The organism is Thioalkalivibrio sp. ALJ24 (assembly GCF_000377785.1).
GTDB lineage: Bacteria > Pseudomonadota > Gammaproteobacteria > Ectothiorhodospirales > Ectothiorhodospiraceae > Thioalkalivibrio.
Window position 1 is genome coordinate 1 of sequence record NZ_KB898738.1, and the last position, 11,002, is coordinate 11,002.

At 63.1% G+C, this 11,002-nt stretch carries 13 protein-coding genes; 8 read left to right on the plus strand and 5 right to left on the minus strand.

The genetic code is table 11. The features are described from left to right. Nucleotides 1–269, plus strand: a 269-nt coding sequence (locus D571_RS0113360; RefSeq protein WP_018937196.1) for an integrase core domain-containing protein, incomplete at its 5' end; no start/stop codon positions are given. Between the two features lie 46 nt (nucleotides 270–315). On the opposite strand, the gene D571_RS14385 is transcribed toward D571_RS0113360, so the two are convergent. Continuing rightward, the gene (locus D571_RS14385; protein ID WP_156815801.1) at nucleotides 316–1,104 is read right to left on the minus strand and encodes a hypothetical protein; all 789 of its coding nucleotides are present in this window, start codon (nucleotides 1,102–1,104) and stop codon (nucleotides 316–318) included. Nucleotides 1,105–1,321: 217 nt separating this feature from the next. Continuing rightward, nucleotides 1,322–3,145 (minus strand): asparagine synthase-related protein, encoded by a 1,824-nt coding sequence (locus D571_RS0113365; protein WP_018937197.1) that lies wholly within the window; start codon nucleotides 3,143–3,145, stop codon nucleotides 1,322–1,324. 158 nt (nucleotides 3,146–3,303) lie between these two features. On the opposite strand from D571_RS0113365, the gene D571_RS0113370 reads away from it, so the two are divergent. From D571_RS0113370 to D571_RS0113385, 4 genes are read left to right on the plus strand one after another with little or no spacing between them, the layout of a single operon-like run. After that, nucleotides 3,304–3,555, plus strand: a complete 252-nt coding sequence (locus D571_RS0113370) for a phosphopantetheine-binding protein (protein WP_018937198.1) — start codon at nucleotides 3,304–3,306, stop codon at nucleotides 3,553–3,555. Between the two features lie 6 nt (nucleotides 3,556–3,561). Continuing rightward, nucleotides 3,562–4,365: a hydrolase 2, exosortase A system-associated gene (locus D571_RS0113375; protein WP_018937199.1), complete on the plus strand. Its 804-nt coding sequence runs from the start codon at nucleotides 3,562–3,564 to the stop codon at nucleotides 4,363–4,365. Beyond that, the gene (locus D571_RS0113380) at nucleotides 4,362–5,240 is read left to right on the plus strand and encodes a hydrolase 1, exosortase A system-associated (RefSeq protein ID WP_018937200.1); all 879 of its coding nucleotides are present in this window, start codon (nucleotides 4,362–4,364) and stop codon (nucleotides 5,238–5,240) included. Before D571_RS0113375 ends, D571_RS0113380 begins: the two co-directional genes overlap by 4 nt. 8 nt (nucleotides 5,241–5,248) lie before the next feature. Beyond that, complete coding sequence (locus D571_RS0113385) at nucleotides 5,249–6,250, plus strand: glycosyltransferase (protein ID WP_232196989.1); 1,002 nt, start codon at nucleotides 5,249–5,251, stop codon at nucleotides 6,248–6,250. Nucleotides 6,251–6,275: 25 nt separating this feature from the next. Here the strand turns inward: D571_RS0113385 and D571_RS0113390 are convergent, their stop codons facing one another. The 3 genes from D571_RS0113390 to D571_RS0113400 all read right to left on the minus strand — a co-directional run bounded on the left by D571_RS0113390 (nucleotide 6,276) and on the right by D571_RS0113400 (nucleotide 9,508). Further along, nucleotides 6,276–6,971: a class I SAM-dependent methyltransferase gene (locus D571_RS0113390; RefSeq protein ID WP_018937202.1), complete on the minus strand. Its 696-nt coding sequence runs from the start codon at nucleotides 6,969–6,971 to the stop codon at nucleotides 6,276–6,278. A gap of 73 nt (nucleotides 6,972–7,044) precedes the next feature. Then, nucleotides 7,045–7,650: a PilZ domain-containing protein gene (locus D571_RS0113395; RefSeq protein WP_018937203.1), complete on the minus strand. Its 606-nt coding sequence runs from the start codon at nucleotides 7,648–7,650 to the stop codon at nucleotides 7,045–7,047. Between the two features lie 244 nt (nucleotides 7,651–7,894). After that, nucleotides 7,895–9,508 (minus strand): amino acid adenylation domain-containing protein, encoded by a 1,614-nt coding sequence (locus D571_RS0113400; protein ID WP_038047282.1) that lies wholly within the window; start codon nucleotides 9,506–9,508, stop codon nucleotides 7,895–7,897. 455 nt (nucleotides 9,509–9,963) lie between these two features. Between D571_RS0113400 and D571_RS14390 the strand changes: the two genes are divergently transcribed. The 3 genes from D571_RS14390 to D571_RS0113405 form a co-directional block, all read left to right on the plus strand. Then, nucleotides 9,964–10,416 (plus strand): hypothetical protein, encoded by a 453-nt coding sequence (locus tag D571_RS14390; RefSeq protein ID WP_156815802.1) that lies wholly within the window; start codon nucleotides 9,964–9,966, stop codon nucleotides 10,414–10,416. Continuing rightward, nucleotides 10,417–10,740 carry a sugar-transfer associated ATP-grasp domain-containing protein gene (locus D571_RS14655; RefSeq protein ID WP_083916916.1) on the plus strand — a complete coding sequence of 108 codons (324 nt, stop codon included), beginning with the start codon at nucleotides 10,417–10,419 and terminating at the stop codon, nucleotides 10,738–10,740. Nucleotides 10,741–10,815: 75 nt separating this feature from the next. Beyond that, the coding region (locus D571_RS0113405; protein ID WP_018937205.1) for a transposase at nucleotides 10,816–11,002 on the plus strand (187 nt) is incomplete at its 3' end.

An 11,002-nucleotide genomic window follows, 5' to 3' on the forward strand; every position in this document is an offset into this window, starting at 1 on the left:
CGGAGGAGAACGCGATGTTCATCCAGTACATCCAGCCCGGCAAGCCGAACCAGAACGCCTTCATCGAGCGTTTCAACCGCACCTACCGCAACGAGGTCCTGGATCTCTACCTGTTCAACGATCTCGAGGAGGTCCGCGAGATCACCCACTGGGGGGTGATCGACTACAACGAGGAGCGGGCGCATGACGCCCTCGGCGACCTGCCGCCGGTCATCTACGCCCAGCTCCACTCAACCGCCGAGGACTCTAAAAATGAATGGTCCTCTTGACGGGGAAGCTTACGAAAAAACCGAGCACCTGCCTATTCGATATTTTTCATGCAGTTCTTCTTCCAAGGATTCGTTTTATCGGCTCTTTCAAATGTGCAGCCTCCAAGCCGTGTATTAACCAACGCTTCACCTTCTCCAGACGATAACGCTGGAGAGCCTCAGGGGTAAAACGAAATGCCATCCCCTCTTCTATGGAATACACACAAGGGTTACAGGCTCCACATGGCTTGCCGTTAACCGGCTGATAACAAAACCAACTTTGCTCCAGGATTTCTCGACGGCCTCGCGCTTTGACTTCATCAAGCATGTCAAGCTTGGATTTATACAATACGGGGAACCTGAAACAACCGAATACCTTTTGAAGGTCCGAGCTGGATCTTTCAGGGTCAAGTACGTGATAGAACCCCAAATCAGGATCGTCGCGACCAACAACCCCCCCGAAGGCCTGAATGACACCAAACGCCTTGTCATCCCGATGAACGCACAACTCTAGGCCGTCGACAGAGCGTGCAAACCTTCCGAGCCAGTCATACTGAGAACCGAGAAATTGCTGCTCGCGGAGACGTTCGTAAGCTTGGCTAATTTCAGGGTCTTCCGGTACGTCACTTGTATGCAACTCAACAACGGGCAACAGGGTAGTTTGTGGCGCCAACATTGGCTCGAGGGCCCGCGAGATAGAGGACATCGCGGCAAGTTCATTAGGCTCCGAGGGACGGTTATCCCTAAGGTAATACGGCTGGATGGATACCGGCCTATCAACAAGCGAAAGGAGCCGGAAGGTGGAATCCCAACCTCCTGTCCAAAGAATATTGACAAGGGGCCTTTGATGTTGCATGCGATACTCCTGGCGCCGGCGATCGGGGCGATGACAAATCTACTCAAGTCATTTTATCGGCACAGGAGAAGAATGAACAGATACACGGATTACAAGGAAAGCCCGAGCCCAGATGCGCTTTATCAAAGGCACCTTTGCGCTGGCAGTTCCTGCGTTATAGCGCGAATGGGACGCAAGAGCCCTGGATCAAACAAACAATACAGTCTCTCTGAGCGCCTCAGCGGATTTCTGGATGGGACTCGAACCACAGGTCCAGCATCATCAGCATCCATACCAGATCGCCGTAATACGCGGCATGTTCCTCGCGGTGCAGACGGATCAGGTCGTCGATGAAGTCGTCCCGCAGGAACGCCCGCCCCTTCAGTCGCAGCAGGCTGTCATAGGCCAGTTCCTGCAGCGGCCTGTGCTCCCTCATCCATACCCCGAACGGCAGCCCGAACCCGTGCTTCTTCTTGTCGATGATCGCGTCCGGCAGGAAATCGCTGAACGTCTCCTTGTAAAAGTGGCGCAGGCGCCCGTTCTTCAGCTTGAGCTCGGATGGCACACGGCAGGAGAGCTCGGCCAGATCGTCGTCCAGCATCGGGAAGGTCACGTCCACCCCGGCCAGCTCGCACATGCCCGACACCTTGCGCAGATCGTTGTCGGCCAGGGTCTGCTGCCAGTCCAGATACATCATCCGGTTCAGTGTGGACGCATCTTCCGGCTGCGCGTAGATCCGGCGCATCAGATCCCAGGGCGCCTCGCGGTCCAGACTGGCCAGGAATTCGGGGGCAAACATCGCCTCCTGCGAAAGCCGGTGCAGGTAGTTGTAGGTTTCCAGGCGATCCGGCAGCGGGATGCGTGCCTGCTCCACGTAGCTGCGCGCCTTGCGGAGCACCGGAAGCGAACGCGGCAGGCGCGTGAACAGCGGGTCCAGCAGGTTCTTTCGCAACGGAGCGGGCAGCCGGTTCCAGTGTTCGAACACCCCCTGCTTTGCGTAACGCGCATTCCCGGCAAACAGCTCGTCGCCCCCGTCACCGGCGAGCAGGCGGGTCATCCCGGCATCCGCCGCCATGCGCGCACAAAAATAGGCCGGCAACGCGGAAGAGTTGCCGAAGGGTTCGTCATAGCTCGCGGCGATCAGCGGGACCGCCTCGACCACGTCCTCCGGCGTCACGTAGTACTCGTGGGGAGTCGTGCCGAAGTGCGTCGCCGCCATGCGCGCAAATTCGATTTCGTCGTAGCCGGGCGCATTGAAGCCGATGCTGAAGCTGTCCGCCCCGGGCTGGCCGCGCGCCAGCATTCCGGCCACGGTCGAGCTGTCCAGCCCGCCGCTCAGAAAGGCGCCGGTGCGGCCATCGCCCACCCGGCGCCTGACCCCGGCCTCCACGGCCTCGCGCGTCGCAGCCGCGTGGGCGTCCGGCGACGTCCGCGCATCCTCCTCGAACCGCGGAACCCAGTAGCAGGCCACTTCGGTGCGTCCATCGCGGTGTTCCAGCCGATGGGCCGAGCGCAGCTTCTCGACACCGGCGAACAGGCTGACCGGCGCCGGCAGCATGTGGAAGAAGCAGTAATGGTAGAGTCCCTCGTCGGTAACGGAGCCGGACACCGCGGGGTGCGCGATCACGCTGCCCGCCGAAGTGCCAAAGACCACGCCCCCCTGCACCCGGGCAAAATGCAGCGGCATCTGGCCAAAACGATCGATGGCGGCCAGCAGCTGTCCCCGCTCGGTATCGATCACGACCAGCGCGAAATCGCCGCCAATACGGTCGAGCACATCCCTTCCGTGGCGTTCCCAACCGTCCAGCAGGGCCCTGGCCGGATCCAGCTCCGCGGCGCGGCGCGCCAGCGTGTCGTCGCGCCACTGCGGATGCCCGGCGATCGCCACCATCCGGTTCGCGTCGTGCGCGAGCCAGCCACCCCGGACCAGCAACCCGGCATGGTGTCCTTCATGCTTTTCATGACCCTCGACGCGCCGCGGCGACAGCGCATCCCCCTGAGCCTCCAGAGCAGCCGCCGGCTCACCGACTCCGAATCCGAACCACCCGCAAAAGCCTGCCATCTTGAATCCTTCCCCAGATGTCCATGCCGCCTGCAGCCGCACACTCGAAATGACCTCGACGATCGTGCCATGATTCTAACCCTCGTGCAGGATGCGGGCCGTTTCTGTCACCCACTCCGGCTGCGGAGCCGCCGCCGGTTGCCTGGAACCGATTACCCATGTCGACCCTGGAACATACGAAGAACCTTCTGGACAGCGCCCTGAGCCTGAACGGGCGGGCACAGAACTTTGATCGCAACACGACCCTGCTGGGTGGCGTGCCGGAGCTGGACTCGATGGCCGTGGTCTCGCTGATCACCGCGATCGAGAGCCATTTCGACATCGTGGTCGATGACGACGATGTCAGCGCCGAGACCTTCGAAACCGTCGGCTCGCTGGTCGACTTCATCGACTCCCGACTGGAAGGCTGAGCACCCATGGAAGCGGGCTTCCTGGACGGCCGGGCCGGTCCCCTCTTCCACGTCCTTCATCGCCCCGCGGACCGTGCGCCACGCGGCTCGGTGCTGTTTGTCCCGCCCCTGGCGGAAGAGATGAACAAAGCCCGCCGCATGATCAACCTGCAGGCGCGGCGCCTTGCCGAGGCGGGGTTCGCCGTCCTGATCCCGGACCTGTACGGCTGCGGCGACAGCGGAGGCGATTTCGCCGATGCGGACTGGGACCTGTGGCTGGACGACCTGCGCCGCTGCAGCGAACACCTGGATCAGCTCGGCAACGGCCCACGCCTGCTCTGGGCCCTGCGTGCAGGCTGCCTGCTGGCGGGGGACCTGCTGGCCGAATACCGGGAACCCGCAGCAGGCGTGCTGTACTGGGCCCCGGTCACCAATGGTGAACAGCACCTGACTCAGTTTCTGCGCCTGCGCGTGGCAGCGGGGATGATGAGCGGGCAGAAGGAATCCACGAGGGCACTGCGGACCAGCCTGCAGGAAGGCGAGGCGCTGGAGGTGGCCGGCTACACCCTGTCCCCGGCACTGGCCGAGCGGCTGGTGGCGGCGCGGCTGGAGCAACCCCGCGCGGCGTCCGTCGCCTGGTTCGAAGTAGCCGCGGAAGGCGACACCCCGCTGCCGCCGGCCAGCGAACGGCTGCTCGAACGCTGGCGCGAGGCCGGTGCGAATGTCGATACGCGGGTGGTTGCCGGCGATGCGTTCTGGTCCACCCAGGACATCATCGAGGTGCCGAATCTGCTGGATGCCACGCAGGAAGCGGTCGAGGCCATCCTGTGAACGAGCGACCGGTCATCTTTCAGGTGCAGGGCGAGGAGGTGCTGGGCATCCTGCATCCCGGCGCGGAAGATGCCCGCCGCGGCGTACTGATCGCCGTGGGTGGCCCCCAGTACCGGGTCGGCAGTCACCGCCAGTTCCTGCTGCTGGCGCGCCATCTGGCGGCGCAGGGCATCCCCGTGTTCCGCTTCGATTTTCGCGGCATGGGCGATTCTTCCGGCCGCCAGCGGGATTACGAAGAAGTCCACGAAGACATGTGTGAGGCCATGGACACCTTCGCGCAACAGGTGCCGGGCCTGCGCGAGGTCGTGATCTGGGGCCTGTGCGGGGCCGCCTCGGCGGGGCTATTCTACGGCTGGCGGGATCCCCGTGTGGCCGGCCTGGTGCTGGTGAACCCGTGGGTGCGAACCGACGAGGGCCTGGCCCGCGCCTACCTCAAGACCTACTACCTCCAGCGCCTGCTCAGTCGGGATTTCTGGGCTTCGGCGCTGCGCGGGCGCTTCAATCCGTGGGTGTCGATCCGGTCGCTGGCACAAACGGCCAAAGCCGCCCTGCGCCCGCGGGGAATACAGGATGGCTCGGAGGCGGCCAGTCCCGACCTGGGTAACGGCCCGCTGCCGGACCGGATGGCGGAGGGCTGGCGGCGCTTCCGCGGGCCCATCCTCCTCATCCTCAGCGGCGACGACCTGACCGCGGCCGAGTTCCGTGACGTCGCCAGCACCGCCCCGGCCTGGGAGGGCCTGCTGGAGGAACCGCGCGTCACCCGGCAGGAGCTGCCGGAAGCCAACCACACCTTCTCGCGACGGGAATGGCGCGACCAGGTGGCCGCATGGACACAGGACTGGGTGCAGAACACCCCCGGCCGAAGCTCGACATGACGACCGCCATGCCAACGACCGAAGAGAACAACCCCACGGGCCTGTCGGACCCGCCCGGCAATCCGCCAAGGGTGTCGGTGATCATGCCGGCCTTCAACACGGCCGCCTACATCGCCGAGTCCATCGACAGCGTGCTGGAACAGGACTACCCGAACCTGGAGCTGATCGTCGTGGACGACGGCTCCACCGATGGCACCGTCGAGATTGTCCAGCGCTACGGCGACCGCCTGACGCTGCTGACGCAGCAGAACCAGGGCGCGGCCGTGGCCCGCAATGCCGGCATCGCCGCCGCCACGGGCGAATACATCGCCTTCATCGACTCCGATGACGTCTGGCTGCCGGGCAAGGTCACCGCCCAGGTGCTCTACATGCAGCAGCACCCGGAAATCGGTTTTACCCACACCCGTTTCCTCTCCTGGAAGCCGGATGCCAACGGTGCGTTCCCGCCGCCCGCCGAGATGGCGAAGCCGGAAATGCCCGACCGCGAAGCCCCGGGCGTGGTCGCGGAGGGGTCCGGCTGGGTCTACAACCAGCTCCTGATGGAATCCCTGCCGCACACCATCACGGTCATGATGCGGCGGCAGCTGGTGGACGCGGTGGGTGAGTTCGATCCGCAGCTCAAGCGCGGCCAGGACTACGACTACTGGATCCGGGCTTCGCGGCTGTCCGAGTACCGTCAGCTGGACCGGGTCACGGCCCTTTATCGCCTGCACGGCGCCGGCTGCATCACCAGGTACCCGGACGTGAACTACGAGGTCGAGGTGGTCCAGCGCGCGCTGGCGCGCTGGGGCCGGGTCGGACCCAACGGAGAGGAGACCCCGGCGTCCGTGGTGCGACGACGGCTTGGCGATGCCTGGTTCACGTTCGGCTACCATCACTACTGGAGCGCCAGCCCGCGCATTGCCCGGCACGCCTTCCTGCAGGCCCTCCGGCAACGCCCGCTGCGCCTGAAATCCTGGGCCTATCTCGGGCTCAGTGCGTTCAAATCCTTGCGGCCGGGGGAGCGATAACGCCGTCGAGGCCGAAACCGCCCCCTCAGGAACGGCTGCGGTATACCGCAACCCGACCGATCGGCATCTTACGAAGGCCTCTTGTTCGGTATTCGTGGTAGTGAACCAGTTCCAGAAACGGCGCCCGATCCAGCATGTGCCGCTGCGTCGGGTTCTGGTACACGACCAGCACCTCCCGTGAGTCGTCCTGCACGGCTCTTTCAAGGTTCGCGAGCACTCGCTCCATGATCGCCGCCTTGAAGGGATTAAACAGATAGATCAGAAGGTCGCCGGGCGGCAGCTCGTAGGCGCCGGCATCTCCGCAGACCGTCTCGATCTCCCGGACGCGGCGTCCGGGATGTCGGTACAGCCGGGCATTATGGGCAGCAATGCCATTCAGGCGGGAGCTGTATTCCACGCCGATGACGCGGCGGAACGGATAGTGCGAAGCGAGGAGAAGAGCCCTCCCCTTACCTGAGCCCAAGTCGATGAAAGCGAAACGGTCCGGAGAAACCTCCAGGGACCGGATGGTCCGGTGAAACAACCGGGGCGGCGCGCCTTCATAGCCTTCGTGTTCCTGCGGCAGGCCCGCATCGTCCTCGACCTGCATGCGGGTGTTGGTGCCGTACTTGCGGTCGAAGTCCGTCAACACGAACACGATGTTCCGTGGAATGAGCCTCAGGGTTCGCCACAGGCCATTCTTGCGCAGCGACGCGCGCAGACGATCCAGTACATCCTTCATCTCACCATCCTACCTCGGACTGGCACGCCAGGCTCGCGTGAGCAGGCCGCGGGACCTGCGAATGGCGAGGCGGTCAGGCCGCCAGCGGGCTTTCGTCGAACTGGAGCCCGGCCCGGCCATGATCGCTGAACACGACCACGGCCTCGCGGACTTCGCCCTCGGGGATGGCCACCCGGACCCTGGTCCCCGGTGGCGGCAGGACGGACCCGCCCGGCGTTGCAATCCGGGCGCCGCCGCGGGACAGATCGACCAGCCGGCAGCGGATGGCTTCGCCGCGGATCCATGCACGGGTCAGCTTGTCCACCATGCGCCGCGGCCAGCGGCGGCGCTCCGCCCCCCGTGCGGGTGGCTCTACGGCCGTGGCCGCGCCTTCTTCCTCCTGATCGGCAGCCTTGTTGCCATATTCCCAGGCAAGGGCTGCCCCAATGTGCTGCTCGTTGGCCGAGCCCGCATAGATGCGTGCCTGGGCATCCGAGGTGATGGGCGGTGCGCCAAAGCGTTCGATCACGGCTTCGACGAAGCGCGAGGACACGGATTCGTATTCCCCGATGGTGGGGAGGTCCTGATACAGCTGCGCATGGATCTGGTCCAGGACCTCGAGACAACCTTCCCAGTCACGATCCCGCAGTGCGGGAAGCCAGAAATCGGCGAGTTTCTGGGCGAGGTCTTCGTCGGTCATACAGTCTCTCCGCCGTTAGGTTGCCCAAACCAGCCCTGTCCACGGCGCCTCATGCAGGATCTGGACCATCGACTGTAAACTCATGATTTTTTTGAATCCTCGTCTTGCTTTTGGCACCACGCCATCAAAGAACGGGGCAGTTTGTGTAAATATTTCTGACGCTCATGGGCGCCCCTCGCACCGTGGAAAACGATTCCGCGGAACAAGCACCCGGGCTCTCAAGTCACGGTGCGCTCTGGATGCGTCAGCTCCCGGCCTCGGCCTCCAGTTGCGCGATCAGGGCCTTGCGGTCGACCTTGCCGTTCGCGTTCAGCGGCAGCTCGTTCGATGCGTGAATCGCACGGGGAACCATCACCGCCGGCAGGCGCTGGCGCAGACGGTCGCGCAGGGCGGGTTCATCAATGCTTTCGCCCACCACGAACGCGACGATGCCGGAGGCGCCGCTCTCCGTGCGGGGCCAGCCCACGGCCACGGCCTGGTCCGTGCCGGCCGCCTCGCGCAGCGCGGATTCCACCTCGCCCAGTTCGATGCGCACCCCCCCGATCTTGATCTGATGGTCCAGCCGGCCCAGGAAGATGATCGGCTCGCCCGGCGCCGGACGCCGCACCAGGTCCCCGGTGCGGTAATGCACCTGCCTGTCCTCCAGGCGCACAAAGACCTTCGCCGTACGCTCGGGATCCTTCCAGTAGCCGGGGGTGACCTGCGGGCCGCTGATCAGCAGTTCCCCCTCGGCTCCGACCGGCACCTCGCTCAGCGATTCGTCCGCCACCCGCAGGCCCACCTGATGGCCCGGATAACCAATCGGAACCATGCCGTGTTCGCACTCTGCGGGGGACTGCTCGGGATCCCAGCGATAGAAACAGGCATCGACCGTGCATTCGGTCGGGCCGTAGGCGTTATCGACGATGGCGTTGGGCGCTGCGCGCGCCATCGCCTCGGCCAGCTCGGCGGACAGCGCCTCGCCGCCAAAGCGGCACAGACGCAGGTCCGGGAACCGCCCGGGCTCCCAGCCGTTCCGGCGGTTCATGCCGTGACCGGCCGAAGGCGTGATGTCGATTACCGTGAGTGCCTTGTCCGCGATGTAACGGTTGGGGTTGAACCACTCCTTTGCGGACGGGCAGCACAGGCAGGCGCCAAAGGCCCACGACACGTAGATGTCGAACATCGAGGAGTCGAAGGTGATGTCGTAGAACTGCGAAAAGCGATCCGTCTCGTTGATGCCGAAGTCCCGGTAGCGCTCCAGCGACATCTCCACGAACCGGGCCGCGTTGCGGTGCAGCACGCCCACCCCCTTGGGGGTTCCCGTGCTGCCCGAGGTAAAGAACAGGCAGGCCAGATCATCCGGGGCCACCTGCGCCGGCCGCCAGTCCGGCGGCCGCGGGGTCTCGCCCACCACCACAAAGGTATGCCGGGGCCAGCGTTCGCGCAGTTCCGCCAGGGAGCCGTCATCCGGCAGGACCACGACGAGCGGCTCGGTGACGGCCCCGAGCAGTTCCTCCAGCCGCTCCAGCGCCCCGTTGTCCACGAACACCGCGGCCAGATCCGCCTGCTCGGCCATCGCCAGGGAACGTTCGGACGGGAACGACGGGTTTAGCGGCACCAGGGTATGCCCGGCCAGCAGTGTCCCGAGGATCCCCCGGTACATCGCCAGCGAGCGCTGCGCCAGAACACCGAGCCGGGCGGGCCGTTCCGCGACCAGCGCCGATTCCAGCGCCATGGCCGCATCGGCCGCCGCATCAAACAGCTCGCGATAACTGAGGACCGTGCCCTCGACATCCAGGGCCGGGCGATCGGCACAGTTCTTCGTGGACGAAACGAATCGGTCCAGCAAACCGTGTCTTACGCTCGGCTGGGACATTGTAGGTATCCTCGCTCTCATCCTAAGGGCCTGTTCGACGGTGGCCCCACACGTCGTCGCTAACGCCGGACTACTCCGGTACCGCTTTCGGTCTCGACCCTACTCCTAGAACATACCCCAGACCGCCTGTGGTCTGCCACCAAGTGGTCATAACAGACCTCCAAACCACAGTTGCGTACCTGGTATTGCCCCACATAAATGACCTGTGGGAATATCACGGCAACCATTCTGGGACCCGCATGGCGGCCCTCGACACGCTCTTCGCTTGGATAACCTTTCGTCGTGATTAGCGCCTACATCAGAAAAGCAAAAGGCCTATATTGGGGCTTGGAGCGCCTGACCCGAATACTACCCAGCCTATGGAAAATTGCCTCACGCAACCCCAACCAAGCGCCACTAAGAAATAAGAAACGCCGCTTCAGGATTTTTTGCGAACCAGTCCTAGTAAGGCTTAAATGGAATCAATCTTCATACACTTATTTCGCCCAACGGATGGAGAACAAGAGAAAAAATTAAGCCGTGATTTTGTTCCTCTCGGACGGTTCAGCAATGCCATCCGCGCGATGAGCGACCGCCTCGGCAACGAAGAATCCTCAGCCTCACAGCGAGCACTCCTGGAAAACAAGCTGACTTTCTTTTTATACATGGACGTGCTGAACATTCCGGTAGCTCGAGTTTCATATGTGATTTGGGATAGGAATCCGCTTTCTATTGATTACGACACCTCTCGAAATGATATTTTATTTTTCAAACCCGTCTCAGGGTGGCAAGGTGTAGGTGTGTTCAGGGGGCATCTTTTAGACATAGTTAGCCAGAAACAGGCATCTGGGCCATACCTCGGACAGCCGCTTCTGGTTCAGCATGGCGCATTAGCCCGTTTTCATCCGCAGTCGGTCAACACACTTTGATTGGTTACGGTCAGGCGCAGTTCGGATGGGCCCTCAGTCCTAGCGTGCTACTTCAGGTGTGGTGCAGATGGCTCCATTACGGATGCTGACTCGCGCGGCTCCAAGATTTTCTGCTTGGTGGACTTATGGAAAGGAGAACTTTCTGATCAAGCAGTCTTCTTAAAACATGGGTTTGGAGAGTGGGTCCTGAAACACCCCACTTCTGGTGTTTATTTCAAAGGAATGGTTATTCCTTACTGGGACAAGCGCAAAGAGACCGCACTGAAGGCGCACGAAGCATTTCCAAACATCGGCGCAATCGGATGGGATATCGCCATTACGTAAGCTTCCCATCCACGAGGACCAGTGGTTATTAGAGTGCTCTGGCACAATCGAGGTCGAGCCGCCGGGAGGGGAGCCATGCGGAAGTCACGCTTCAGCGAGAACCAGATCCTGTCGATCCTGAAGGAGGCGGATGCCGGGCAGTCCGTTAAGGAGATCTGCCGCAAGCACGGGATCAGCCAGCCGACGTTCTACAACTGGAAGTCGAAGTACGGCGGCATGGCCGCCTCGGACCTCAAGCGCCTCAAGGAGCTGGAGGAGGAGA